The 26,990-nt window shown below is 56.9% G+C and carries 22 protein-coding genes; 5 read left to right on the top strand and 17 right to left on the bottom strand.

The features are described 5' to 3' along the window. Window positions 1-199 precede the first annotated feature (199 nt). The 7 genes from F1381_RS14685 to F1381_RS14655 all read right to left on the bottom strand — a co-directional run bounded on the left by F1381_RS14685 (window position 200) and on the right by F1381_RS14655 (window position 9,594). Entirely contained in the window at window positions 200-1,180 is a 981-nt protein-coding gene (locus tag F1381_RS14685; RefSeq protein ID WP_151735601.1) for a permease prefix domain 1-containing protein, read from the bottom strand. Window positions 1,181-1,185: 5 nt separating this feature from the next. Next, window positions 1,186-1,512 carry a PadR family transcriptional regulator gene (locus F1381_RS14680; protein ID WP_151735600.1) on the bottom strand — a complete coding sequence of 109 codons (327 nt, stop codon included), beginning with the start codon at window positions 1,510-1,512 and terminating at the stop codon, window positions 1,186-1,188. A gap of 225 nt (window positions 1,513-1,737) precedes the next feature. Next, the gene (locus F1381_RS14675) at window positions 1,738-2,757 is read right to left on the bottom strand and encodes an HAAS signaling domain-containing protein (RefSeq protein ID WP_151735599.1); all 1,020 of its coding nucleotides are present in this window, start codon (window positions 2,755-2,757) and stop codon (window positions 1,738-1,740) included. Window positions 2,758-2,762: 5 nt separating this feature from the next. Next, window positions 2,763-3,107: a PadR family transcriptional regulator gene (locus F1381_RS14670; RefSeq protein WP_151735598.1), complete on the bottom strand. Its 345-nt coding sequence runs from the start codon at window positions 3,105-3,107 to the stop codon at window positions 2,763-2,765. Between the two features lie 181 nt (window positions 3,108-3,288). Next, window positions 3,289-5,223 carry a type I pullulanase gene (gene pulA / locus F1381_RS14665; RefSeq protein ID WP_151735597.1) on the bottom strand — a complete coding sequence of 645 codons (1,935 nt, stop codon included), beginning with the start codon at window positions 5,221-5,223 and terminating at the stop codon, window positions 3,289-3,291. A 226-nt stretch (window positions 5,224-5,449) separates the two neighbouring features. Next, the gene (locus tag F1381_RS14660) at window positions 5,450-6,079 is read right to left on the bottom strand and encodes a C39 family peptidase (protein WP_151735596.1); all 630 of its coding nucleotides are present in this window, start codon (window positions 6,077-6,079) and stop codon (window positions 5,450-5,452) included. Next, on the bottom strand, window positions 6,076-9,594 hold the full coding sequence (locus F1381_RS14655) for a PAS domain S-box protein (protein ID WP_187355362.1): 3,519 nt from the start codon (window positions 9,592-9,594) through the stop codon (window positions 6,076-6,078). The genes F1381_RS14660 and F1381_RS14655 overlap by 4 nt, the downstream gene beginning before the upstream one ends. Before the next feature lie 278 nt (window positions 9,595-9,872). Here F1381_RS14655 and F1381_RS14650 point away from each other — a divergent pair, with 278 nt between their 5' ends. The 3 genes from F1381_RS14650 (at window position 9,873) to F1381_RS14640 (ending at window position 12,411) form a co-directional block, all read left to right on the top strand. Then, on the top strand, window positions 9,873-10,691 hold the full coding sequence (locus F1381_RS14650; protein WP_151735595.1) for a hypothetical protein: 819 nt from the start codon (window positions 9,873-9,875) through the stop codon (window positions 10,689-10,691). A gap of 87 nt (window positions 10,692-10,778) precedes the next feature. Beyond that, on the top strand, window positions 10,779-11,879 hold the full coding sequence (locus F1381_RS14645; protein WP_151735594.1) for a glycosyltransferase family 4 protein: 1,101 nt from the start codon (window positions 10,779-10,781) through the stop codon (window positions 11,877-11,879). Window positions 11,880-12,084: 205 nt separating this feature from the next. Beyond that, complete coding sequence (locus tag F1381_RS14640) at window positions 12,085-12,411, top strand: P-II family nitrogen regulator (RefSeq protein WP_151735593.1); 327 nt, start codon at window positions 12,085-12,087, stop codon at window positions 12,409-12,411. Window positions 12,412-12,506: 95 nt separating this feature from the next. Here the strand turns inward: F1381_RS14640 and F1381_RS14635 are convergent, their stop codons facing one another. Beyond that, entirely contained in the window at window positions 12,507-13,748 is a 1,242-nt protein-coding gene (locus tag F1381_RS14635; protein ID WP_151735592.1) for a DUF445 domain-containing protein, read from the bottom strand. Window positions 13,749-13,944: 196 nt separating this feature from the next. Here F1381_RS14635 and F1381_RS14630 point away from each other — a divergent pair, with 196 nt between their 5' ends. Together F1381_RS14630 and F1381_RS14625 are read left to right on the top strand one after the other, a co-directional pair. Continuing rightward, entirely contained in the window at window positions 13,945-14,808 is an 864-nt protein-coding gene (locus F1381_RS14630; protein WP_151735591.1) for a Cof-type HAD-IIB family hydrolase, read from the top strand. Window positions 14,809-15,027: 219 nt separating this feature from the next. Further along, window positions 15,028-17,340, top strand: a complete 2,313-nt coding sequence (locus F1381_RS14625; RefSeq protein ID WP_246188038.1) for a UvrD-helicase domain-containing protein — start codon at window positions 15,028-15,030, stop codon at window positions 17,338-17,340. Between the two features lie 92 nt (window positions 17,341-17,432). On the opposite strand, the gene F1381_RS14620 is transcribed toward F1381_RS14625, so the two are convergent. The 9 genes from F1381_RS14620 to F1381_RS14580 all read right to left on the bottom strand — a co-directional run bounded on the left by F1381_RS14620 (window position 17,433) and on the right by F1381_RS14580 (window position 26,702). Then, a complete protein-coding gene (locus tag F1381_RS14620) occupies window positions 17,433-17,669 on the bottom strand; it encodes a DUF6953 family protein (RefSeq protein WP_151735776.1) in 237 nt (78 codons plus the stop codon). A gap of 112 nt (window positions 17,670-17,781) precedes the next feature. Beyond that, complete coding sequence (locus tag F1381_RS14615; protein WP_151735590.1) at window positions 17,782-18,561, bottom strand: ABC transporter permease; 780 nt, start codon at window positions 18,559-18,561, stop codon at window positions 17,782-17,784. Between the two features lie 10 nt (window positions 18,562-18,571). Next, on the bottom strand, window positions 18,572-19,351 hold the full coding sequence (locus tag F1381_RS14610) for an ABC transporter ATP-binding protein (protein WP_151735589.1): 780 nt from the start codon (window positions 19,349-19,351) through the stop codon (window positions 18,572-18,574). 93 nt (window positions 19,352-19,444) lie between these two features. Then, window positions 19,445-20,476 carry an ABC transporter substrate-binding protein gene (locus tag F1381_RS14605; RefSeq protein WP_425495277.1) on the bottom strand — a complete coding sequence of 344 codons (1,032 nt, stop codon included), beginning with the start codon at window positions 20,474-20,476 and terminating at the stop codon, window positions 19,445-19,447. A gap of 32 nt (window positions 20,477-20,508) precedes the next feature. After that, window positions 20,509-21,960 carry an aryl-sulfate sulfotransferase gene (locus tag F1381_RS14600; RefSeq protein WP_151735587.1) on the bottom strand — a complete coding sequence of 484 codons (1,452 nt, stop codon included), beginning with the start codon at window positions 21,958-21,960 and terminating at the stop codon, window positions 20,509-20,511. A gap of 563 nt (window positions 21,961-22,523) precedes the next feature. After that, a complete protein-coding gene (locus F1381_RS14595) occupies window positions 22,524-23,066 on the bottom strand; it encodes a MarR family winged helix-turn-helix transcriptional regulator (RefSeq protein WP_151735775.1) in 543 nt (180 codons plus the stop codon). A gap of 257 nt (window positions 23,067-23,323) precedes the next feature. Continuing rightward, window positions 23,324-24,442 (bottom strand): PD40 domain-containing protein, encoded by a 1,119-nt coding sequence (locus tag F1381_RS14590; RefSeq protein WP_151735586.1) that lies wholly within the window; start codon window positions 24,440-24,442, stop codon window positions 23,324-23,326. A 101-nt stretch (window positions 24,443-24,543) separates the two neighbouring features. Continuing rightward, window positions 24,544-26,010, bottom strand: coding sequence for a sensor histidine kinase (locus F1381_RS14585; RefSeq protein WP_151735585.1), 1,467 nt, complete (start codon window positions 26,008-26,010; stop codon window positions 24,544-24,546). Next, window positions 26,007-26,702 carry a response regulator transcription factor gene (locus F1381_RS14580; protein ID WP_151735584.1) on the bottom strand — a complete coding sequence of 232 codons (696 nt, stop codon included), beginning with the start codon at window positions 26,700-26,702 and terminating at the stop codon, window positions 26,007-26,009. Before F1381_RS14580 ends, F1381_RS14585 begins: the two co-directional genes overlap by 4 nt. Window positions 26,703-26,990: the final 288 nt, after the last annotated feature.

Raw genomic sequence — 26,990 nt, 5'->3', positions numbered from 1 at the left:
AACACCTCCGGGCAAGCAGCACCGGCTGCCGATGCGCTACTGTGAAGCAGCGAAGCAATCGGCTGCCGCAGAACGCGGACAACGTCCCGGACGGGCCCTTTACAAACACGGAATTGGGGAATAAATGCCTTCATATTACCATCTATACCCCGGGCCGGACGTGAGCTATGTCACCTTTTGACGCAGAAAACGTACGCTATTATGAGGATTCTTTCCCTTTGACAATATTATAGAAAGCGCAGAACATCCCGAACAGAATCCCGGTGACGGGGAAGATGACCCAATTGATATGCCATGAGCCAAACACAAACCCGCTGACCAGAAAAATGCAGGTTGCCAGCGGCCAGACCACCGCAGCCGCCGCCCCGATGACCCGTTCTTCCTCCTTCTGTGCCTTGGCGGCCTTCGGCTTCTTCAGCAGGACGGTGTGGCTCTCCCTAATGTTGCCGTAGTAGACGAACAGGAACACGGCCATAGCGATAATCTCCAGCAGGGCGATCACAGCGTAAGAAGTCGCACTGTCGCCAAACGCCGAGGCTGCAAACACCGGAATAACGGACAGGATACATAGACATACGCCCAAGATCAGCGACAACGTATATGTCGGTGCAAAGGCGGCCTGTCTCCGCTCGACTTCCCGCTTCATGTGGTACGGCAGCTCAAAGCCGCCTTGCAGATAGCTGTATTTCTCCTGTTTCATCCCGCTGTAGATGAACAGGCCCACCGCAGGCACCAGCAGCAGGAACATGGCAACCAGCCCCAGCATATCGCCCGCATCCTCGGAAGCGAAGGAACCGAACCTTCCCTCTTCCACCAGTGTATTGAACAGAAGCATCAGCGACACGCCGGTCAGGCAGAGGGCTACGCCGATGCCGGTCAAGAAGCCTGTTCTTTTTTTGACAGACATATATTCTGTGGCTTCTTCCTCAGAGAGCAGCCGGAACAGTTCTGCTTCACCTGCCGGATCAGGAGCAATACCCAGCTCAGCAGCCAGTTCTTCAATGTTGCCGAATTCGGAGATGACGATGCCGACCGCCTCATTTTCGCTTTTGCCTTCCTGCTTCAGTTCGTAATATTTCTCCTCCATGCCGGCCAGCAGATCCTGCTTCAGCTTGAACGTCTGCTCGGTCCTCGGCAACGCGGCGAACATATTATTCAGATAGCTCATAATGGTATCCATCTGCATCACAGCTCCCTTATAAATTTGCTGACAACTTCCTGCGTCAATGTCCACTCCTCGCATTTCTCCCGGTAATAGGCCCGGCCCAGCGGAGTGATGCGGTAGTAGGTGCGTCTCTTTCCGAACGTCTCGTCCATGAAAAAAGAATCAATAAAGCCGTTCTTCTCCAGCCGGGTAAACGCTGAATACAATGTGGTCTCCTTCATGATGTACTTCTCCTCCGACAGCGTCCGGATTCTCTTCGAGATCTCATATCCGTAGGATTCGCCGTCCAGGAGCAGGGAGAGAATCATCGTGTCATTGTAGCCGCGTATGACATCACTGCTGATCAATACGGAACTCCTCCTCAAAGCAACTGTACTACCACAAAATTACTTCATCTGTCGTAGTAACTGCATTGTAGCATAATTACTACGACAGGTGAAGTAGTTACAGGAAAATTAGGCCAGCTATTTATTTCAAAGCCCAACTCCAGTTAAAAAGCCCTGCGATCAGGTGCTGCCTGCCGGCGCTCCCCTGTCCCAGGGCTATCTTTTTCAATTCTATGGTCTGTATAATTACCGTTGTTTCCTGATGTTCCACCATTTATAGCCTTCCGCCGCGATATCGGCCAGTGTGATGATAAGTATAAAGTAAATCAGATTATCCGTTACCGTGTCCCAGATCGTACCTATAGTCTCCAGCGCTTCGCCGCTGGTTACAAGCCCGGTGCTCTGCACCTGAATCAGAAAGTCGGGATTCCAGAAGCCGGGCGTCTGCAGCATAATGGCCGCAAACCCCAGACCCAGAAGGCTATAGATCACATGATAGGCGAATAATCCGGCCGTCCGTCTGCGGACAATGATCTTCCAGATCTCTTTCAGCACACCCAGCGCCCCCAGAATGGCGATGAACGGCAGGAATCTGTCGAGCGCTCCGGGACTAATGAAGGAGACCAGCTGCAGAGGCGAATCCTCGCCATGCCGCAGGTATACTCCGATCAGCTCTGATCCGAACAGGAACACCACCGTGAAGATGATCGTAAAGAAAATGCCCGCCACCGGCTCCGACAGCTTGATACGCTCACGCTGCGAAGGAACCGGGGGCAAATCGCGCGGACTCCATTCCGGCTGCGCTGCAGCCGGGCTTCCCTCCTTGCTGTGCACACTATATTCATAGAGGGCGAATCCCGCCGTCACCCAGAAGAACGCCTGACCCGCCGTAGTAAACAGCGAGACCAGGTACTGCGCAAATTGATCTACGACCGGCTCCTTATCTACTACAATTTCGATGGCGAACACCACCGTCATGGCCAGCAGTGTCGCTGCGATTACCACTTTCAGCGTGGACAGGTAGGAATCGAAATACGCCGGTCCGATCAGATAGCGCTCCCGCCCCCGGTATTTAGCCGCCATACGGGCAGGAGAACCGAGCTGCAGCAGTACCTGCTCTACGTCGCCGGCCGAAGGCTGCCCGCTTTCCAGACGTTCCTCCAGCATATCTTCGATCAAACCCCGCAGCTCCTTGCGGATATCCTCTCTCTGCCCCTCCGGCAGCCGCTGAATTACGGCATAAATATAACGGTCAATCATCTCCATGATTATTATCCCCCTTCATCGCCGATAATGTGCTTCATGCTTGCCGTCAGCGCACGCCACTCCCGGCACAGCCCTTCATATACCTCACAGCCAAAAGAGGTCAGCTGATAATACTTGCGCGGCCGTGCCTCATTCGTATCCCAGCTGCTGCTCAGCAGCTCCTGCTTCTCCAGCCGGCGGAGCAGCGGATAGAGCGTTCCGGGATCGACGGCGATCCCCTTCTCCTCCAGCACCGTTACCAGCGAATACCCGTACTGCGCCTCCGCCAGCTGGCTTAATACGCCGATGATGATCGTTCCCCGTCTCAGCTCGCTTAATATCCCTTGGATCGTTTCTTGTACGTCTGCCATATCATCAACTCCTGCTCTCATAATACTGTACGTCACACACTATTGTAAATAGACCAATATAGTTTTATCCAAAATATTCTTTCCCGTCACAGGGGTATCGTTCAGCAAGCTGCCCGGCAGCAAAAAGGCCAACCAGAACATTCTGGTTGGCCTAAATTGGATTTCCGACTCTCTGGATGGTTTAGGCTAAGACAGCCAATACAACCATACCAATACCGCTTATCTTCAACTTGCCTCCGGAAATTTCCGGTTCCAGCTCTCCCCCGAAGATACACTGCCAGTCTCCAAGTGCAGGCAGTGTCAGCTCGGTGCCGTCCGGATTTGCGTTATACAGGACGTAAAGATGCTGCGCGGTGTCGCCGCCGGCATGGTTGCGCAGCGTATAAGCGATGGCTCCGGCAGGAGCCTGCTCAAACACAAGCGAGCTCTTGATATCCTTGCCGCTGCGCAGACGGAACGCCGGATGGGCGCAGCGCAGCGCGATCAGCGACTTCATATAAGCTACATCCTCGGCATGCCCGGCACAGCGCTCCCAATCCAGCCAATTGACCTCAATCGGCGATTTGTAGCTGTTGTCGATGCCGCCTTTGGTCCGCATAAACTCCTGGCCGGCATGGATGAACGGAATGCCCTGGCTGGTCAGCACCATGGCAGATGCCAGACGGTGCATGGCCCGGCGCTGCGCGTCAGTTGCGCCCGGCGTGGACATGGAAATCTTATCCCACAGCGTATGGTTGTCGTGGCATTCCATATAATTTACGCTCTGCTGCGGCTCCTGCGCGAACTGGGTGGCGGTAATGCCCGCTTTGACAATACGGTCCAGGCCGCCCTTGCCGCTGACGAATCCCGGCTCATTGAAGCGGAAGATATTCCCCTTCACCGCATCGCGGAAGCTGTCGTTGAAATGTCCGATGCGAGGCAAGACCTGCGCGTTGTTCTGGTTGGCCCGGCGGTCCTCCGCAAGCTCGGTCTCCATCACCCAGCCCTCGCCGATCGTAATGAGACTCGGATCGATCTCATCCAGCCGGCGGCGGACCTCCTGCATCGTCTCAACGTCCATCAAGCCCATAAGGTCGAAGCGGAAGCCGTCGAAATGATATTCCTTCGCCCAGTAGACGACCGATTCGACAATAAAGCGCGACAGCATCTTCCGCTCGGTGGCGGCGTCGTTGCCGCAGCCCGAGCCGTTCGAGAGACGGCCGTCCGGAAGATAACGCACATAATAGCCGGGCACAAGCTTGGCGAAATTGACCCGGTAGCCGTCATAGAAATGGTTATATACCACATCCATAATGACACGCAGACCGCGGTCATGGAGCGCCTGGATCAGTGTCTTCAATTCGCGGATACGCGCTTCGGGAGCATACGGGTCGGAGGCATATGAGCCTTCCGGCACATTGTAATTCTTGGGATCGTAACCCCAGTTATATTGCGGTTCATCCAGCCGGGTCTCGTCAACGCTTTCGGTAGCGTAATCATAGACAGGCAGCAGCTGTACATGGGTCACGCCCAGGTCAACAATGTGATCCAGTCCCGTCTTAATGCCGCCCGGTCCGCACGTCCCGTCCTCGGCAAGCCCCAGGTATTGTCCCTTCTGGGAAATCCCGCTGGCCGGATGCAGCGATAAGTCGCGCAGATGCAGCTCATAGATCACCGCATCCACCGGGTCGGCCAGCGGCGGCTTGTCGTCCGTCCAGCGCTGCGGATCGGTCTTGCGCAGATCGAGAATACAGCCTCTGTCGCCGTTGACGGCGACGGCCCGCGCATATGGATCGGCCGCTTCGTTCCACTGCTCTCCGATGCGTACGCGGTAGGTGTAGAGCTTGCCTTCCAGATCGCCGCTAACCGTCAATCTCCAGACTCCCCGCACATCGCGGGTCAGCGGGAGATGCTGTCCTTCCGCCTCATCCCAAGTATTGTAAAGCACCACCTCCGCCTCTTGTGCGGTAGGCGCCCATAAACAAAAAGCGGAACCGGACGGCGAATAGGTTACCCCCAGATCGTCCCCTTCATAACTGAACAGTTCATCAAACGCTTGGTCGAATACGGAAACTCCGCCGGTTGCCGCGGGATCGCCGTAATGAACCGGCTCGTTCATTTCCTTCTGTACTGACAAGGCCATCCGTCTCCTTTACCCTATGATATTAGAAATTATAGCCTTCCCGGGCAGCTTGTGCAAACGTTTGTATTGAATTTATATGGCATTATTATGGCATCATGCCCGGTTCAAGCTACCCCTGTATACATATACACGATCTATGGCAATCAGTATCAGCTTAATTCTATTTAAAAAAACGGCTTCTGCTGCACAGAGTACAACAGAAGCCGCAGGCCAAAGCTTGTCAGGGCCTGGAGGGCGCTCCGATATCCAGACTGACCATGGTGATTATCTCCCGGTTCGGCGTATATAGGGTCCGCCGCTCCTGTCCGGGAACGAAGCCGCCTCCGCGCCGGCGCGCTCCGTTGTCATGAACGACAAATACCGTACCCTGGGCAGTCTCTTCATAACCGACGCCCAGCACCCAGTGGTAATCAAAGACATAATCGCCCCTCCAGCGGAAGGCGGACCATTTGTCGAATTTGAGCGCCACCGGCCGGGCACAGTCGATCTCCGCTTTGTACCGGTCCACATCATTGAACAGCGCGACCGATACAAGCCGCCGCATATCGACTCTGCCTGCAGCGGCGCTGCGTATATACGCCTTGGCTCCTCTGGCAAAGCCGCGCGCACTCATCCCCCACGGAGCACCGCCGTGATAGCGGTAAATATAATTGATATGCGCGGCCTTGGAGGCAAAATGCCCGGCTCCGGGTATAAAGGTCCGGCCTTTGCGCGTATGCCAGTACTCCATCAGCGCAGCCATGGTTGCCGGACCGCAGGCGGAGCCGGGAGATTCAACCTCCGGCTCCCACTGCGTATACGCCTCGGCACTCAGAACGCGCCGCTGCAATGGCCCTTTGACTCCGCTCATAGAGATATCTTTTCACGGCAGGCCTGCAGAACCCGTTCAATCTCCGCAGAAAGGATCGGCTTGCTGATGAAATCCGCCATGCCCACCGCTTTACACCGCTCGCGGTCCTCGTTTCTGGCATAAGCGGTCACGGCCACAATATACGGCCGGTCCGCTTCCGGCAGCCGCTCATTAATCCTGGCGGCCGCCGTCAGTCCGCTCATAACCGGCATCTGCACATCCATGAATATAAGGTCATACCGGTGCTGCACCGCCGCTTCAAGCGCCTGGGCGCCGTTCTCCGCCAGATCTGCGGCATATCCTCTCTTCTCCAGGACAGCCAGCAGCAGCTTCTGATTCACCGGATGATCCTCCGCAACCAGAATCCGCAGCGGTCCATAATAGCCTTTTGGCGTTTCTGTACCGTCCGGCAGCAGCAATCCCCCGCCCGTCCGGTCGTGATAGCCGGCCGGGCGCTCCTCAGGCTGTGCTTCTGTAACGCCCGGATACTCTATGTGCTCTTCCGCCGGCTCCGTGTCGATATCCATCGGCAGGGTGAAATAGAAGTTCGAGCCTTCGCCCTCTTTGCTCTCGACGCCGATGGCGCCGCCCATCAGCTCAACTAAGCGTTTACAGATGGCCAGGCCCAGTCCGGTTCCGCCGTACTTGCGGTTAATGGCGGGATGCAGCTGGGAGAAGGACTGGAACAGCAGCGGCTGCTTCTCCGGCGGGATGCCAATCCCGGTATCGCGCACATTGAATTTCAGTGTCAGCTTGTGCGCATTGGGACAATACCGGGTCTCCACATCAATGACAATCTGCCCCTGCTCGGTAAATTTGACGGCGTTGCTGACCAGATTGACCAGTACCTGCCGCAGACGTGAGCTGTCACCCAGAATCAATTCCGGAACATCCGAAGCTATCTGCCGGGTTAGCGTGATATTCTTTTCGCCCGCACGCGGCAGGAAAAGCTCGCTCACACTGTCCAGCACCTCTTCCACGCTGACCAGCTCATGGACCAGCGTCATTTTTCCGGCTTCGATTTTACTGAAATCGAGGATCTCATTGAGAATGTACAGCAGGGAGGCGCTGCTCTGGCTGATGATTTCCGTGTAACTCCGCTGCTCCTCGTTCAGCTCGGTCTCCGCCAGCAGGTCGGTCATCCCCATGATGCCGTTCATCGGCGTCCGCAGCTCATGGCTCATGATCGCCAGAAATTCCGATTTGGCCTGGTCGGCCTGCTCCGCCAGCTCCTTCGCACGGATAATCTCCTGCTCATTGGTAACATCGCGGAAGACGATGACCGCGCCGACCCGCTCACCCTTGTCAAACAGCGGAGTAACCTGATATTCGGCCAGAAAGCTTGAACCGTCCTTGCGCCACAGCACCGCATCCTTGCTCTTCAGCGATTCCCCGGAGCGTACAGCCCGCAGCAGCGGCGATTCCTCCGGACGGTAATGGGTGCCGTCCAGTGCAGTCTGATGGAAATGCTCCAGATACGGATGGCCCATAATTTCATCATACGGAAACCCAAGCATCTGGGCGCCTGCCGGATTAATGAATTGCACCCGCCCCTCGGTATCTACCCCGAATATCCCTTCGGACACGGCATTCAGAATCAGAGTATAGTCGTTGCTCAGCTTCTCAATCTGCTCTGTATACCGGATACGCTCCGTAATATCGCGGGAGATCCCGTATACCCCCACCACCTGCTTGTCCACAATAATCGGGATATTTACGGTATTGATCTCCACCGGATGGCCATCTTTATGGATCAGGGTCAGATCATAGCTCTGCGGCTCCCCCTTGCCGGCCTGCTCGAAATGATACCGTGTCCTGTCCCTGTCCTTCTTGTGCACAAGCGGTCCGTAATAATGGCCGGTCAGCTCCTCCTTGGAGTAACCGGTCAGCTTTTCCAGATTGGAGTTGAAGGTGATATAATCGCCCTCCAGATTCATGGAATAAACGGCTGAGGGGTTGTATTCGAATAAGGACTTGTACCGCTGCTGGCTCTCCTGCAGCTTCGATTCGATTCTTTTGCGTTCGGAGATATCCCGGCCGACGGCGATAATCTCAACAATCTTTCCCTGCTCGTCAAAAATATACCGGCTCTTCGTCTCGAACCAGATATATGTCCCGTCCTTACGGCGGTAGCGGTAAGCAATCGGAGGAATAAAGCGCTCCTGCTCGCTGCGTTTCATGGTCTCCCGCATTTGCTGCAAATCATCCGGATGGAGGTAGTCATAGGCGCTTGTCCCGACCATTTCCTCCGGCTCGTAGCCCAGCAGCGAGCGGCTCGCCGGAGAACAGTACAGGAAAATGCTGTTCTCAATCGCATGCCGCGAGATCAGATCCAGCGAGTTCTCCGACATGAGCCGGTAATTGCGCTCGCTCTCGCGCAGCTTCTCTTCCATCCGCCGCCGCTCGGTAATATCCTGCATCATGCCGACCAGCCGGAGCGGAACTCCGGAAGGACCCGTAATGACATCCCACTGGCTGTGCACAGTCAGCTTCTGCCCGCCCGGCAGAATAAGCCGGTACTCAGCCTCTCCGGATTGCCCCTCATTCTTGGCCCGATCAACAGCCCGCTGCACCAGCGGCACATCTTCCGGGTGCACCAGGCGGACGAAGGTCAGATAATCGACGTCCCCGGCGTCCACTGCGTTCTCCAGAATCCGGCGCACCTCCTCGGAGAAGGCCAGTGTATCCTTGCTGAGCTCCCAGATCCAGGAGCCGATCCTTGCGATTTTCTGGGCAGCGGCCAGCGCTTCCTCGTTCTTCTTGCGGTCCGTGATATTGCGGCCGACGCCCATGATCCGTGTAACCTCATTGTTCTCGTCGCGGAGAATATGAAAAGAAGTCTCAAACCACAGGTAATGACCGTCTTTATGACGCAGGCGCCGGACAAAGGTGTTGCTTGTCAGCAGACCTTCCGCCCCCTGCATCTCCTTGATATCATCCGCATGGTAAAACTCCAGCCGGTTCCTACCGATCATCTCCTCCGGTGTATAGCCGACAAGTGCCAGCGAAGAAGGAGAGATGAAGGTAAGGATTCCGTCGGGATTGGTAAAAGAGATCATTGTCTGCTCGTTCTTAATAAAGAGATCGTATAAATCGCGGCTGTCCACGGTCAGTTGATCGGCAATCTTGCGGTCTGTTATATCTTGGGCATATATAATGATATGCGGAGAATCCGTTCCTCCCCCGGTGTGCGCGAACGTAAGCGACAGCCAGATCGGGCGGCCCGAATGAGTGATAAATTTATACTCTTGGGTAAGGCTGGCCTGCGGGGATGCGGCAAGCTCATGATAGACCGCCTCCCACGCCTTCCCCGGGTCCTTCCCATGCGTTGTCCGCCAAAGTTGCGACAATAATCCCCCGGCAAGAAACTGGGCTTCCGTGCAGCCGAGAATATCGCAAAAGGCGGGATTGACCTTGACCCACCGCTGTTCCCGGGCTTCCAGCACGGCAATGCCGAGCGGAGACATCCTGAAAGCGTACTCCAGAATCATGCCGTTGACTGCCAGGTTATCCATTAAACAAAGCCTCCTCGTCTCGAGCCGCTGCGTTACTGACTCTCAGTTGTACTTATCCCAGTATACGATAAGTAAACTTAGGAAGAAACGAGGATTACCATTAAAAAAGTTAATTTTAAAAATGCAAATATTGACTGCCGTTGCCGGTTATTTTATAGTTTGGAGGAATAGTTCCTGTAATACGGCGGAAGCACCCGTAACGAAGGCTGAAGAGCCTTTGCTGCGGGTGCTTTTTTTTTGTTATGCCGGAAGCGGGACAACTATAAAGGAGGAGTGCAATGATTAAGCTTAAGCAAGCTATGCTGGCACTGCTGGTCCTATTGGTTGCTACGGGGGGCAGCGCAGGAAAGGCAGCCGCCTCGGGAACAGCTCTGACGCCCTCAATACAGGCTGCCTTTGATTTGACGGCGGCGCAGGCCGACAGCGCAGCAAGAGCCAGGCTGCTGAGCCTGTATCAAGAGCTGACCGGGCTCGAGGCCCAGTACGACAAGCGCGAGGAGGAGATCCGGCGCCTGCATGACGGCAACGCGCAGGCGCTTATCGCCTTGCGGGCCAAGATCAAGGAGCTGGACCAGGCCGCTGTCAGCCGGGCGACCGCAACCGTAGAGACAGCCAAGAAGCGATACCAGCCCTTGTTCGACCAATACAGCGCCTTGAATAAGCAGATCGCGCTGCTCAAGGGGCTGAAGGACAAGGCGCTGAACGCCGCACTCCGCACCCAGGCGGATGCCATGAAGCTGCTTGTGCAGGCCGCCCGGCAGGATATCCGCGAGAAGGAAGCGCAGCTGAAACAAGTGAAGCAGAAGCGTACGGACAAGATGGCATCCGCCCGCAAGACGCTGTCCGGTATTGACAGCCCGCAGTCCTCGATCAAGACACAGAAGAGTGCCGCCTCCGCACTGAACAAGCGGCTGTCCGCCGACTTCAGCGATTTCAAGGCTGCCATCCGTAAGAAGAATGCCCCGCTGGCGTTGCAGTCCCTATCCTCCCTTGTATCCGGCTACAAGCAGATCGCCGTTAACAAGCAGAAGATTGTAGAACTGGAACAAAAAGTCTCCAGTGTTATTGCCGCCGTAAACAAACAGATTGCCGGATAACGCCTCCGCACCGGTGACTCCCGCCCGTAACGCCGCATAAGTTAAGTAGAGGCTATAACCGTCAGCCGGCCGGAGGAGGTATATGTAATGCACATTTGTATTATTGCACCGGAGCAGTTCCCGCTTCCAGGAGACGGGTCGGTAGAGATATGCATTCTGGCAATCGCCAGAAGGGTGGCCCGGCGCCACAAGGTGACCATCCTGAGCCGGAGAACCCCGGGAGCACCTGATTCTGCAGAGGTAGACCAGGTGCGGATTGTCCGTCTGCCGGCGGGCAGCCCGGCCCGCTACCAGGCCTCTGTTCTGGAATTTCTGGAGGAGGAGACCTTCGATCTGATCCAGGTGGATAACCGGCCGCTGCTGATGGCGTCCGTCAAACGGAGACACCCGCATACCCCTGTGCTCCTGTTTCTGCATTCCATGACCTTTGTGCCTGCGGAGCTCCGCATTGCCCGTTGCCTCGCCAGAGCGGACGGCATTGCGGCCAACAGCCGCTCGCTGCAGCTGCGGCTCTGCCGGCGTTTCCCCGGCCTGGAGAAGAAGGTGCGCGTCATTCCGCTGGGCGCCGATCTCTCCCGCTTCACGCCGGCCCCTGCGGCGGAGCGGCTGCGGCTGCGCAAACAATACAACCTGCCGCCTCTCTTCACGGTACTGTTCGTCGGGCGGGTCATACCGCGCAAGGGAGTCCCCGTGCTGCTACGGTCCATGCACCTGCTGAAGCCCAGGCTGCAGGCCCACCTGATCATCGCCGGCCGGGGCAAGCCGGCTTATATGCGGCAGCTCCGGATGCTGGCCCGCAGACTGGGCGTCCGGGTTTCTTTTCTCGGCAATGTGTCGCATGAACATATACATGAGCTGTACCAGGCCGCGGACTGCTTCGTCTGCCCCTCGCAGCGTCACGAGGCCTTCGGGCTGGTCAATGTGGAGGCTATGGCCACCGGCCTGCCGGTCATCGCCTCCAGCAACGGGGGCATCCGCGAGATTATCGACTCCGGGCGTAACGGATTTCTGGTGGAGCGTTACCGCGAGGCGGCGCCTTTTGCCAGGCTGATGCTCAAGATTGCCCGGAATCCGCAGCTGGCGGACAGGATCGGCATGCAGGGACGCAGCGACGCGCTGTATTCATTCGAGTGGCAGCATACCGCAGGGCAGATCGAGGAGCTGTACCGCATGCTTTCGGGCAAATAGGAGGGGAATTCTCCCTCAGCTTGCCCTATTTTTCGTGTGACAATCTGTCATAAAGAATTTGTGAGCTTCGTCGCAGGACCGTGAGGAAGTTAAGTTTATACTCAATTTGTAAGCGTTGCCATTAACAAACGATGTTATTGATTAACCCAACATGAGTTGGCAACCCCCTACAACACATTATTCGCTGTAGAAAGGGTGCATCGGTATGATAATGATTAAAGCGATCATCAGACCGGAGAAAACGGATGAAGTCATGGAGGAATTGATGCTTGCCGGCTTCCCGTCGATCAGCAAGATGGATGTGCTGGGACGCGGCAAACAAAAAGGCATCCAGGTCGGAACGAACTACTACAATCAGATTTCGAAGAAACTGCTGATGATGGTCGTCAATGACGATGAGAAGGATGATGTCATCAGCATCATTATGAGAACGGCAAGAACCGGGGAGAACGGATCCTTCGGCGACGGCAAGATCTTCGTGATGCCTGTTCTTGAGGCCTATACCATCAGCACCGGCAAAAACCAACTGTAACCATTGTCCATATAATACTGAAGAGGCGGTACCCGCATCCGGCCACTCCAAGCCGTTAGATGCAGGTCCCGCCTCTTACATTCGTCCGCGTCGGATCAGATCATCTGAATCAGCGAAAGCACCAGTCCGACGGCGAAGCCGCAGACTGCACCGTTGACGCGGATCCACTGCAGGTCTTTGCCGATCTTCTCCTCCAGCATATTCACCAGAGTGGCATCGTCCATCTGATCGAGATTCTCCTTGACCAGGATACCAATCCGGTAGTGATTGGCCGCCACGAAGGCAATCAGCGAGCCGCGCAGCTTCTCTTCGGAAGCCTGCACCCATGCCTCCTCGGCCGCAATGCGCCGTACCAGCAGGGCATACAGAGCGAACAGCTTGCGGCCTCCGGCCTTCCGGTCTTCCTCGATCAGGCCGGCTGCCTTGTCACGCAGCAGTTCAAGCTGCTCCTGCAGGAAGGCAGCCGTACCTTCCTCCTGCAGGGCGGACACCGCCCATTCCTTGAACATGGCGAGCTTTCCCTCATCGTTGACGAGCTGGAACAAGGCCACGCGGAGCTCGCGGAGAATCTCTTCCCGGTAAGGATTATCCCCGTCCTGAAAATCGCGGATACCGGATTTCAGCATGCCCTGCAGCATCTCGCCGAGCATGTCCTCATCCATAAAACCGACAAAGGCCTGAAAGGCCATCCCTTTGAGTCCGCCGAGCTTAACCTCGGCAAGCTTGCCTGCGGCAAGCCGCCCCAGCATGCTCCGCGTCTCCGGACGCTCGCTCCATTTGGCAATGCCTTCCAGGGCATAGTCCAGAACAGCGGCATCCTTACGGTCATTCATCAGCGAGGTGACGATGCGCTCAGCCGGAGCGGCAAGCTCAGCCTCCCGGACGTAGCCTGCCAGGGCACGCTGCAGATGGGGAACCGCCTGCTCTACCGACAGCCGCCGCACGACATCACCAAGCTGGCGCAGAATCTCTGCTCTTGCCTGCTTCCGGCCCATGAATTTCAGCAGCAGCCCGCTTCCCAGCGAGACAAAGCGGATATTGCGCAGCTTGTTCTCGATGCTGGCTTTGTTCAGCAGCTCATTCTCCATGGCCGAGATCAGGGAGTTAATAATCTTGTCCCGGTTCTTAAGCAGCAGCGAGGTATGCGGTATCTTCAGGCCCAGCGGATGCCGGAACAGCGCGGTAACCGCGAACCAGTCGGCGATCCCCCCGACCAGCCCCGCTTCAAAGGCGCCCCGGAGCAGCTCCACGGACCAATGGTCCGGCAGAAACAGAGTCATTAAGAATCCGCAGGCCATGACGGCCAGCGATATGGTCGCTAAATTTCTGGATTTCATGATCCATCTTCCTCCTAACCTACCCTTCATTGTACCACGGACGCTCAGCGAACCAAAAATCCGCTCCTGCCTTACTTTCATTTCTTTTATTCATTTTCATGAAACTGGTTTTTGGTTTTCGTAAAAATAATGATAAGATACACTCAGGCGGTTGCACCCCGATCAGGGAGAGAACTCACATAAGGAGAACGACAACATGCTGATTGCACTGGATATGGACGGAACGCTGCTGAATGAACAAGGCAGGATCAGCGCGGAGAACCGCGAAGCGATTGTACAGGCGCAAAGTCTTGGCCACATTGTGGCGATCGCCACCGGCCGCTCTTATATGGATGCCGAGCGGCAGCTGCGGCTGGCCGAGCTGGAAATGCCCGTAGTCAGCCTGAACGGGGCGATGATCACGCTGGGTGACGGGGTACTGGCGGCGAGCCAGCCGCTGGACAAGAATGATATTATCCCGGTCCTGCGCTGGATGAATGAAATGCACGAATTATATTATGAGATCTATACGGCAGATAATGTGTATGTCGAACTGGATAAGCGTGTCCGGCTGGAGAAGCTGTCATCCCTGAGCGATGAGGAGGTCCCGGATGAGGTGGGCTGGCTGCTGAAGGCGATGATTAACAAGCAGTTCCAGCAAGCTGCCGTATCTTACGTGGAGAATATGGAAGAGATCTGGAGCAGGGAGGACACGCCGATTTATAAGGCGCTCGCTTTCTCGCTGAACCGCGAGCTGCTTAAGGAAGCCTCTACGCGGTTTGCGGAGGTTCCCGGCCTGATTATAACGGCATCGCATGTCAACAACATCGAGATTAACCACGAGCAGGCCAATAAAGGGGCCGGTGTACGGCTGCTGGCCGAACATTACGGCCTGCCGCCCGAGCAAGTTGCTGTCATGGGCGACAGCTACAACGACCTGCCGATGTTCGAGACAGCCGGCTACCGGATCGCGATGGAGAATGCCGCGCCGATCCTGAAGGAGACGGCCGACTTTATCACGCTGAGCAATGAGAACCATGGCGTGGCCGCCGGGCTGCGGCATTTGCTGGAGAAGGCATAAGCCAGTTCATATGGATATGCAGACAGGCCGGACCCTCCGAAGGGGCTCCGGCCTGTCTATCGTTAATCTTACACGCTGCGTTAATGTCAAAATGTTACCATCAGCAGCTTTTGCCACGCTCCTATACAGACCGGGAAGTACGGTGGTATAGTTGAATTTGGCTAAAATTTAAGCAAGCGCAGGTGCAGTCTATTGAAGCTAAACCCCATAAACCAACTCATGTTTCATAATATACCGCTCGGCGCCGGCGGCGAGCGTATCCCTCAGGCGCAGGTAGCTGCCGCACAGACCAGCCGCGAGACCGTAAAGCCGGAGGACGGCGATGCCGCTTACTTCCGCCGGCTGGAGGAGGGCGGCATGCTGCTGAACCCGCCGCAGATTGCAGCGGTCCGCCATCACCGCGGACCGCTGCTCACGCTGGCCGGAGCCGGGTCCGGCAAGACCTCGGTGCTGGTCGCCCGGACCGGATACCTCCTTGCGGTCCGGGGCATCGCGCCAAGCCGGGTACTGCTGCTTACCTTCTCCAGCAAGGCGGCGGCAGAAATGCGCGAGCGGATTGCCGCGCTGCCCGGAGTGCACCCCGGCTCTGCCGCAGGGCTGCAGGCCCGCACGTTCCACTCCTTCTGCCTGCTGCTGCTGCGGCGACAGGGCTACGGCCAGGAGATCTTCAGCGAGACCCGCCGCCAGCATATTCTGCTGAAGCAGATTATGCGCGAGCTCGGCCTGCCGAAGGATGCTTACCCGCCGGAAACGCTGCTCGCCCTGCTCTCCTCCTGCAAGATGAACCTCGGCGAGCCGGCGCAGCTGCCGGAGAGCACAGTTGCCGATCAGGAGATGAAGGCGGTACTGACACTTTATGAGCAGTGGAAGCTGGAGCATCACAAAATGGACTTTGACGACGTGCTGGTGCTTGCCTACCGGATGCTGCAGGAGCAGCCCGCACTGCTGCAGGCCCTTCAGCAGCAATACCAGTACGTGATGGTCGATGAGTTCCAGGACACCAATGCGCTGCAGTATGAGCTCGTCCGGATGATCGCCCATCCGCAGCAGAATCTGATGGTCGTAGGCGACGACGACCAGACGATCTACTCCTTCAACGGGGCGCGCAGCGAGTTCATCCTCGATTTCGAGCAGCAATATCCGGGTGCCAAGGTCGTTACGCTCGACATTAATTACCGCTCCGGGCCGGCCATCGTCGGACTGGGCAACGGCATTATCCGCCATAACCGCCGACGCCGGTCCAAGACGCTGCAGGCGGCGGTCCGCGGCGGCAGCCAGCCGAAGTATCTCCGGCCGCAGTCTGCGGATGAGGAAGCCGAACAGATTGTCGCGCACATCGAGAACGAAGTGGAGCGCGGGGTGCGGCAATACAGTGATTTCGCCCTGTTATACCGCACCGCCAGCAGCAACCGTGCACTCCTGGAGCTGCTGCTTATGCGCGATATCCCCTATGTTGACTACGGGGAAGGACAGCTGCTGTACGAGCACTGGCTGATTGCTCCGGTGCTGGACCATTTGCGGCTGTCGGTGGACCGCCGCAATTTTGCGGCAATGGAGAGCATTCTCCCTACGCTGTACATCAGCCGCGAGCAGGGGATGGAGCATATCCGCCGCCAGGAGGCGCTGCGGGCCAAGCAGGGACCGCTGATTCACCTGCTCTCCCTCCCCGGCATGCAGGATTTCAAGGAAGCAAAGCTGCGCGAACGGCTGACCCTGATCCGCGAACTCAAGGAAGGGACTCCGGTACAGGCAATCCGCCGGATCCGGATAAGCTTCTATGACCATTTCATCGAAGCCGGCGAGCGGCATCAGGCGACTCTGCACCGCGAGACACTGAAGGAAATGCTCGATGAGCTGGAGTCCTCGGCGGAGCGCTTCGCGGATGTGCCGGGATTTCTCGACTTCATCGACCAGATTACCCGGCGCAACGAGTTGAGCCGCCAGCCCGGCCTCAAGGAGCAGGGCAACCGGATCGCCTTGATGACGATCCATAAATCGAAAGGTCTGGAATTTCCGGTCGTCTTCCTGATCGGCGCCTCGGAAGGCATCCTGCCGCACAGCTCCGCTCTGGAGAGCGAGCGGCTGAAGGACCGCAAAGCCGCCAAAGCACAGCAGGCGGTGCCGGCAGCCACCGGGGCAGCAGAACTGGCGGAGCTGGAGGAAGAGCGCCGGCTCGCCTATGTCGCCGTTACGCGGGCCCGCGAGGAGCTGTTCATCAGCTCCCCGGCCCGCCATCACGGCAAGAAGGCGGAGGTCTCCCGCTTCCTCCTCTCCGCTTTCCGCTCCAGCGTTCCAGCCGCTGCAGCAAGCCCTGCACCGGGCAGGAGCGGAGCGTCCGTCATCCGGACAAGCCCTGCTGCACCGCCGAGGGCGGTTAAGACCCACTCCGTCAACATCTGGAAATGTACTGCCAGCGCCTGCAAAGGCTGGACGCGGCGGAAAGCGGACGGCTCCGAGGAACAGCTGTCCGCCAAAGCCTGTCCGCTCTGCAAGGCGGCTATGGAAAAAGGCACCCGCGAGGTGCCGGTATAGAAGCTGGAAGCCCTTATTTTACGGAACTCCAACGGGTATATCCCGATAAAACAAAAAAGTGACCTTTGCCTTTAGAGCAAGGGTCACTTTTGTTAGGTCCAGGCCCACATGAACAAGTCGCGGTCCCAGGCAATTCTGCCGCCGTGCAGCTTGCGGAACGCCTTCTTCACTTCTTTATCCAGCGATTCATTGCCGTTCTCGTTGCGAAACACAAATTGCTCGCCGAAATTCGCCTTCACATATTCAATCGCGGCGGCCTGGTACAGATTGCCGGTGAACTTGATTTCCTTAACCATCCATTCCGCAACTTCCTGCGCCGTTGCTTCCATAAAGGTACTGCCCCTTTCCAGGATCATGCTGTAATTCTTCTTTATTATAGCATGTATCCCCATTGCAGCGGACGGCGCCCGTGTTACGCATGACTTACCGGAGTTACCAGCTTTACCGTCTCCGCGGTGCAGAAGTTACCACGCCGTAACGGTACAGCACCTTGCGGCCGAACCAGCCAAAGAGGCGGTCGGTGAAGAAGCCCATGAACCCGAGGCAGAACAGTCCGACGAAGATCCAGTCCGTGCGGAAGAACAGCCGCGAATTCCAGATCAGGTAGCCCACACCTTCGTTCGAGGCAATCATTTCCGCGCCGATAATCGCCATGTAGGAAGTACCCATGGCCAGCCGTATCCCGGTAAAAATATACGGCGTGGTGGCCGGCACAATTACATGCAGCAGAATCTGCCACTCCCCTGCCCCCATGCTGCGGGCCGAGCGGATTTTATCCTCCTCCACTGCAAGCACGCCGGTCAGCGTGTTCAGCACCACGATAAAGAAGGTCGCGTACATAATCAGCGCGATCTTCGACTGCTCACCGATGCCGAACCAGACCAGAAACAGTGTGATGAAGGCAATCGGCGGAATGAAGCGGATAAAGTTCAGGAACGGTTCGGCAAAGATGCGGATGATCTGAACCTTGCCGATCGCAAGCCCTACGGGGATCGCCAGCAGGCTGCCCAGCACCCAGCCGATCAGCACGCGGTAAAAGCTGATCCCGATATACTGCATCAGGGTTCCGTCCGCGATCAGCTCCTGTCCGCCCTTAATCGTCGCCCAAGGACCGGGAACCACATCGGGTCCGTACACCAGGGCGCCGAGCTGCCAGATGACCAGCGCACCGAGCCATAGCAGCGAGACGGAGACCCCTTTTTTCTCCAGCCATTTCATCATGGTCCCCACCCTACTCCTCTTCAAAATGAGCCTGAATCCGGTTGTACAGCGAATAGAACTCCGGCGCCGCCACGTCACGCGGATAAGGCAAGGTATTATCATAGATATCCGTAATGTTGGAGGAAGGGCCTACAGACATAATCCCGATCCGCTCGCCGAGCAGCAGCGCCTCCTGAATATCATGGGTTACGAAAATGACGGTCTTGTGCGTCTCGCGCCAGATATTAACCAGCTCCTTCTGCATCGTCCGGCGGGTCATCGCATCCAGCGCGCCGAACGGCTCATCCATCAGCAGGATCGCCGGATCGTTGGCCAGCACCCGGGCGAGCTGGACGCGCTGCTTCATTCCGCCCGACAGCTCCTTCGGAAACTTCGCTTCATGTCCGCTTAGTCCGACCAGCCGGATGTAACGGTCGGAGATTTCCCGGCGCTCGGCCTTTGGCGTCTTCTTCATCCGCAAGCCGAACTCGACATTCTCCCGCACGGTCAGCCACGGAAAAAGCGAGGAATCCGCCTGCTGGAAGACGACCGCCCGGTCGCTGCCGGGCCGCTGCACCTCGACATTGTCGACCCGCAGATTGCCGCCCGATTTGGAGACAAATCCGGCAATCATATTCAGCAGTGTCGATTTGCCGCAGCCGCTCGGGCCAAGCAGCACGAAGAATTCGCCGCCCTTGATCACCAGATTCACATCTTTGATAATGTAGTGGACATCCCCGGCCGTATGCTCATTGTAGCTCTTGCGGAGCTGTTCGATATGGATGGTATTCTGCTGTGCAGGCAATGACATGTCAGGCACCTCCTGAGTATTGGATTCCCGCGCCGCCGGGAGCACCGGGCGCAAGGCTCAAGGCCCGGGCATCAGTGCTCCCATTCCGCGTGGTTATGGCTTTACGTAAGTCACTTTATCCGGCAGCACGCCTTGGAGCGGCTCCAGGTTCAATTTACTGGCCAGATCAAAATCCTTCTCGATGATTCCGGTATCGACCATGTACTTCTTCTGCCCCGCAAGGCTGTCGTAAGCCGCCTGGGTAAATCCGACGATCCATGGATTGATCGGCAGGTCCTTCAGCGTATTCTCCTTCGGCTGCTTCACTTCTTCATACATCAGGTCCGCCACTTCCTCCGGGTGCTCCTGGACATAAGCTGCAGCCTCATCCACCGCCGCCAGGAACCCGCCGACCGCATCGGGGTTGGCCTTAATGAACTCGTCGCCGGCCACAATACCCATCCCCAGACGGACTGAGGTTTTCGACATATCACTGAGTTCATGCACGCCTTCAAGTGCAGCCAGCTTGTCAAACAGCGCCGAGCCGGTGAACCAGGCAGCGTCAATATCACCCTGCTTCAGCGCAATATAGGCTTCATCAAAACCGCCCTGCCCGGTAAGTGTGACATCGCTCAGTGCAACACCCTGCTCCTTCAAATACACATCCCACAGATAAGGGACAAAGGTACCGCGCGAAAAGCTCAAATTCTTGCCTTTTAAGTCAGCTCCTGACTGAATATCTTCCCTTACAAAGAGCTTCCAGCCGGCGGCAGCCTGATCCGTCGCCTGGCCGGCGGAGGCAATAATGGAATAGTCGCCCTTGGACACGGCATTCAGCACCGGAAAGTCAGCGCCGAAGGCGATATCCACCTGTTTGATGAAGAGGGCGTTCACCCCTTCAGCCGGAGTGGCGAAGTTGTTAATTTCGGCATCGATGCCGTGATTCTTAAAGAAGCCTTTCGCCTTGGCCACCCGAAATACCGGATTCGAGTTGATGTCGGCAATTCGAATCTTTATGGTCTCCCCCTTGCTTCCCGCTGTGGAATCCGAAGCTGCCGCGTCGCCTTTGGAGCTGCAGCCGGAGAGAACGACGGTAAGCGAGAGAGATAAGAGCAGGATCGCGGAGCTTAACCAGGATTTCTTCACCATTACACACCTCTTCGTTTATATAATTCAGGCTATGAGTTCTGCAGGGCCTCTTCGTCCGAGGTGGCGACGCAGGCGGCACCCGCAACGAACGGCAAGGTCTGCGCTACTTCGACGACGGAATCGGAGCCTTTCGGCGCAGCGCCCGGCACACGGAAATTCGTTACATCAATCGGGTCAATCGCCGTCTCCTGCGGCTTCTCCAGCTGCGGTACCCAGGAATAGGGTACGCGGTAAGAGCGGTACACCATGTTGGTATTCCGGCGGTCCTTAAACGGCGAGACATATTCCCAGACAATTTCGTACTCGGCTGTCACCTCGAACAATCGGCCGTTTGAGCCTTCTGTAATCAGTGTGTTCCCGTTCGGCAGGCGCTGGGCCGAGCTGATGTACGGGCTATAGAATTTATAAGAATCCGTCGGCACCGAGAAGCCCGCTTCGGCCGAGGTATATTGCCAGACGATTTCAAGCGTAACGGGATCAATCTCCAGAATCCGGGAGTGGTCGCGCACCGCATTCTTCTGGCCGAACGGCGATTGCGGATTCGGCAGACCGTAGCCGCCCCAGCCGCCGTTGTCGAATACAAGCAGGTTGCCTTCGCCGGGCAGACCCTGCGGAATGATATGGGCGTGATGCTGCCCGATAATCCAGCCGATATGCCGGAGTTCCGGCAAGGAATAGTCCGGGCCGAGCCGCCAGACAATATTGCCGGTTTGTCTATCGGTAATGGCGATGATGTTCGCCTCCCGGGCGTCCCAAATGATATTATCCGGGTGAAAGCGTTCGTCTCCGGCATCATAGAACCGGTTGGGACCGACATAAGAGGCGGAATTGATATGCAGCCAGTCGCCTACGCCGCCGCCGAGATGACCGAAGGAGCGGGTGTTGGGATCGCGGAACAGCACGTTGCGCGCAGCTTCGTCGAAGCCCAGTTCGGCAAAATGGTCGCTGGCCGCCCATTCCCACACAATGTTCCCCTCCCAGTCCACTTCCAGAATCGTATCGTCCAGCAGCTCCTTATTGGAGATCTCCTCGTTGCGGACGTTCTTGTGAGCCAGAATCAGCGTCTTACCGCTGCCGATCTTCGGCGCGAGCCCCGGCGCGTAATAGCCGACCGGATTGCCCTCGCGCTGGTAATCGTGATGCTGCCGGGCGTACCACAGCGGCTCATAGCCGGGGTCCTCGATATATTCGTAGCTGTTGTATCTCCAGACCACATTGCCGTCCCAGTCGACCTGCACCAGATCGACGTTGTCCTGGATGCCGAACTTAGGATGTCTTACACCTGTGCTGCCAAGCACATAGCCGCCGGGCAGAATCTTGGCCGGAAAGCCGACCAGGCCTTTCCACAGGTGAACCTCCTTGCCGTTCATGTCGATGAGCACGACGCCTTCCTCACCCGCCTGAAACACCGTATAGCCGCTCCACGCCTTGGCCGGGTTATAGACCGTTGCTCCTGTCGGGTAAATAGTTGAGTGTCCCATGATTATCTCTCCTTAAAGTTTTTTGTAATGAGTTAACATCCTGATTGGGCTTCGCAAAAAACTGGCTTCGGAAGCTTACGCTTAGTTTTGTTTAGTGAGTAGTCCTCCTGCGTTGCTTCAAACAAAACTGGCTGTGGAAGCATACGCTTAGTTTTTTGTAATGAGTTAGCTTCCTGATTGGGCTTCGCAAAAAACTAACTTCGGAAGCATACGCTTAGTTTTTTGTAATGAGTTACTTCCTGATTGGGCTTCGCAAAAAACTGGCTGTGGAAGCACCCGCTTAGTTTTGTTTAGTGAACAGGCTGCTTGCATACAGTCCATGAATTAGTGGAAAAACCTTCCTATATTTCTCAGATTCCTTGTCGCTCCGTAAACTAAAGGTAAAATCTACCTCTAATCTTGAGGATAACGCCCAATTCCGCCTTATCTTCAAGATTAGTGGCCTGAAATGCCACTAATCTCAAGAAAACAGCTTGTTTTGCGGATTTAGAGGCAGAAAATGCCCTTATTTCCGTCATCGCCTAACTGGCAGGGTGCCCTGGCCTGCGCCGCGGACAGTACAGCTAATAGCTCAAATACTTGCTGGTATTCGTTGGCTTCTGTTCAAGGGCGGCCGGAGCGGAGCCTAGCGCCTGCGCATGCTCCTTCGCCAGTGTCAGCAGCTCATCCGAGAATCCCTCCAGATTCGCGATAATCCGCTCAAAGTAGCGGCTCTGCTGCTCCAGCTCTTCCGCCGTAAAGCCCTCGAACAGAAGCGTAATACATCGTTCACCGATGCCGGCGTAGCGGTTATGCAGCTGCCGGCCCTTGGCCGTGATGTCGAGGAGCACGGTACGCCGGTCGTCCTCCTTGCGCCGGCGGATCGTGTACCCTCCGGCATCCAGCTTGTCACTAATCGCCGTTATGGCGCCGGAAGTGAAATCCAGCTGCTCAGCGAGATCGCCGAGCCGCTGTTCGCCCTCGCGGATGATTTTGTGCAGAATCAGCATGCCCGGCAGTGTAATGCCCTCGATGCTGATACGGTCACGCTCCTTGACGAATCTCCGCACCATTTTGCGGAAGAGGTAATCGGCTTCCTCCAGTTGCTCCCACTGCTCGCTGTTCATGGTTCCCCGGCTTTCTCCGCTTCGGCCCAGCAAAAAAGGCCCCCGGCACACTCCTCCCAAGGGGAGAAGCAGCGGGAGCCTTTGGCGGTCCAATCGGCTCAAATAATATTTCACTGTTCATTTAATTAGTGGTGAAAGATTGATTGGTGTTATCATAAACCCCTTTAAACCCACCTGTCAAGTATGATTTTAAAAAATGCCGTCACCTCCACTAAAAAAGCCCCTGCCATACCGGGCAAGGGCTGCTGCGGACCGTATTAATTCAACCTGATTACGTAGCTCACAAAAGTATTGGCCCCTTCCTGCATCACCGTCGATGAAGCAAGCAGCGCGTTGCCCGAAGGGCTCCAGCGGAGCTGGTTGGAGATTCCAATATCTGCCAGGACCGGCGTCTGCTCACCCGACTCCACTTCAGTAATGAAGACGCCGCTGGGATCTGATCCTGAATTCTCCGGGATTAGCGAATAGGCAAGCTTGCTGCCGTCAGGCGACCAGCTGGCGCCGAATACCTGCTGGCCCGAAGCCAGCCTGGCCTGCTCGTTGCCGGCCGCATCGCACAGCGTCAGCACCATCTCGCCCGGACGGGTGCGTTCCACCAGCGCCAGCCTGCTGCCGTCGGGTGAAGGAATGACCCAGACCACGCTTTTTTTCAGCACCGCTGTCTCCTTCGATCCGGTATTGTAGACGCTAAGCTGCATATCTTCGCCGGTGACATAGTAGAGCGTATCCCCGGATTGCACCACCTCATGCACATACGGCACACCCGGTTTCACTACAATTTCACTGCTTCCGTCCACAGCGGTCCTCCGGATATTGCCCTCCATGTCGGGGAAGACGATATGCCGGTCATCCGCCCATTCCCCTTCCTCGCTGCTGAACGGCGCATCGCTTACTTTTACCGATTGTCCGGTTTCCAGATTCATGATATGGCCGTCGGCGATGAAATCGTCGATCTGCCGGTACAGCATATACTGATGGTCCGGCGACATCAGGGCTGCCCCGTAATCGTTCTCCCCCTCCAGCAGCGGCGTTTGTGTTCCGTCAGCCAGACTGTGCGTATATAGATTCACCGGGTACCTCTCCACCCCCTCCACCGTTTCCGGCTTCAGGGTCCGGTTCTCCCGGCTGACCAGCAGCGCCTCCCCGCTGATCCAGTCGAGCGCACGGACACCGTCGATCCGGTCGATGCCCTCCAGCCTCAGCTTCGTATATACCGACTCGCTGGTGTCATCCAGCACGGTAATCCGGGCGCCGGATTCCCTGACTACGGTATGGCCGTGCGGCTGTCCGGCATCGCAGGCTGCTGCAGCCAGCAGCGCCGCTGTACACAGCACGATGAGAATCAGCCGGCCCTTGCCACGGTATTGGACAAGCATCGTGTCACTTCCCTTCGTAAGAGTTCGCCTCCTGTGGCGATGCTCTAAGCCTACCGGAACAATGTTTCCAAAGATTCGCCGAATGTATCGAACTTGTATATTTAGACGGCCGGGAACGTCAGCTGAAACATCGCCCCCTGATCTGCGGAATCCAGCAGGACAATCCTCCCTTTATGCTTCTCCACCAAATTACGGACCAACGGCAGGCCCAGGCCGGTGCCGCCGGATTGCCGCGAACGGTCCGGGTTGACGGTATAGAACGGCTCAAAGATTTTCTCCCGCGCTTCTGCCGGAACGCCGATGCCGGAATCGGCCACCGTAATCCTGACCTCATGCTCTACGGTCTCGCAGCGCAGCTGGATGATTCCGCCCGGAATATTGTATTTAATGGCATTGTCCAGCAGGTTGATGAAGATATGCATAAAGCTCTCCGGGTCCATCCAGATCCGGGACGGTTCAGCTTCGAGGGTAATGGTAAGCCCGAAGCGTTCCGCCTTGCCGCGCATCCTCCCGCATACATCCCGCAATGCTGCGGGCACCTCCAACAGCTCTGCCCGGGACTCAAAATCATATTTCTCCAAAGCTGTCAGCTGCAGCACCTTCTCCACCATCTGGTACAGCCGCTCCGTCTCCTTGGCGATATTCTGCTTGGCGTCCCTCAGCAGCTCCGGATCGTCATCATACATATCCAGCAGGTCTACATAGGCTTTGATCGAAGTCAGCGGCGTCTTGAATTCATGGCTGATGTTCCCGATATACTGCTTCTGCTGCTGCTCCAGCGCCTGCAGCTTGTTCACGGCCAGCTGCAGCTTGCGCTGCTCCTCGTCCTTGGCGGCAATGCTGGATTCAATTTCCCGGCTCATATAGAAAATGCCCTCCGCCAGCTCGCCCAGCTCATCCCTGCGCTTTACCGGCGGCGCAGCGATATATTCGGCGCGGCGGATCGACTCCGCCGCTGTCTTCAGGCGGCGGATCGCCGCCGCCGCGCGGTTGAAGTACAGGTAGCCGAGCAGGCAGCTCAGCACCAGTACGGCGGCTCCGGTCGTCAGGAACAGATTCAGCAGCGTGCGCTGAAAGCTCTGTTCCCGCCCCAGCGGATACCGCAGCTGGACGACGCCCATCTGTTCGTCCGGCCCCTGCAGCGGGGCAAGGTACAGAAGCGCGCCGCCCGCGCGCTGATAGGCAATCTTGCCTTCCAGCGCGTAGGCCAGTGCTGCGGACACATCCGGCGTCCGTTCCGGTGCGGGTCCCTCCCCCACCGAAGTACCCGCCGCCCTGCCATCGGCAGCGTACAGGGTGACATCCAGCCCGGTGAACCCGGCCAGCTCCCCCGCCAGCGTACGGCCGCGCTGCTGCAGGAACGCCTGCGGCTCCAGCCTTGTCCCCGTATAATACGTCTGCTTCACCCGCAGGTTGACCGTCTTCACATGCTGGGCCAGATAGATTTCGGTCTGGGCGATCTGGTTCCGTTCCACCCCGCGAAGCACCAGGAAGCTCAGCACCCCCAGCGCCAGTGTAAGCAGCAGCGCCAGAAACAGGCTGAATTTCAGCTTGATGCTGAATCTCATCGGTAGTTCCCCGCCGGCACGGCTTTATAGCCGACGCCGTAGACGGTCTGCAGCAGCTGCTGATAGGGCTCGCCGAGCTTCTTGCGCAACCGCTGGATATGGATGTCCACGGTGCGCGTACCGCCCGCGTAATCCATCTCCCACACCTGCTCCAGCAGCTCTTCGCGCATATATACGCGCTGGGGATGCGAGAGCAGGAGCAGCAGCAGATCGAACTCCTTCGGCGTCAGCTCCAGCAGTTGCCCGTCAAGCTCAGCGGTCCGCCGGTCCGGGTATACACTGAGGCCGCCGTAGACGATCGCCCCGCCTTTAACCTCGCCCGTGCTCTTCTCCAGCCGGCGCAGCAGCGCCTTGACGCGGGCCAGCAGCTCGCGGATCTCGAATGGCTTGGTCATATAATCGTCTGCGCCAAGCTCCAGTCCGACGATTTTATCCACAATATCATTCTTGACGGTAAGCAGAATAATTCCGATATCATCACGGTCCTCCAGCCTGCGGCAGACGTCATAACCGCTCAGCTTCGGCATCATCACGTCCAGCACCAGCACATTCGGATGGAAGACGCCCACCTTGGCCAGCGCCTCCTCGCCGTCGGCCGCGGTATCCACCTCGTATCCTTCACGGCGCAGCGCATAGGCGATTGCACTTACAATGCCCGGTTCATCGTCGACGACCAGCACTCTTTTCTCCATCTCCGGCTCATCCTTTGCTTCAGGTATTGGCTGACCATGGATTGTCTCCCCATCGTTCACTTTCCACTTCTGTAGTATACCTTCAATAAGCCTGTCGACCAAACTGCCGGCAAGTCCGGAATCTTTTCAAAAAAACGGTTACCTCGGCATTCTTATCCCGTATATACCGGATGAAGACGGATCTTTACACGTTCTTTAGAGTAACTTAAGCTTCATTTCAGCTTTGCGGGGTACAATACAAGTAGGCCAAATTCACAGCAACCGTAAATACTGAACTTTAACCGTGAC

This window comes from Paenibacillus tengchongensis, assembly GCF_008973665.1.
In the GTDB taxonomy this organism is placed as follows: domain Bacteria; phylum Bacillota; class Bacilli; order Paenibacillales; family Paenibacillaceae; genus Paenibacillus_AQ; species Paenibacillus_AQ tengchongensis.
Note: the sequence above shows the minus strand (reverse complement) of the source record. Positions and strands in the feature narration are given on the sequence as shown.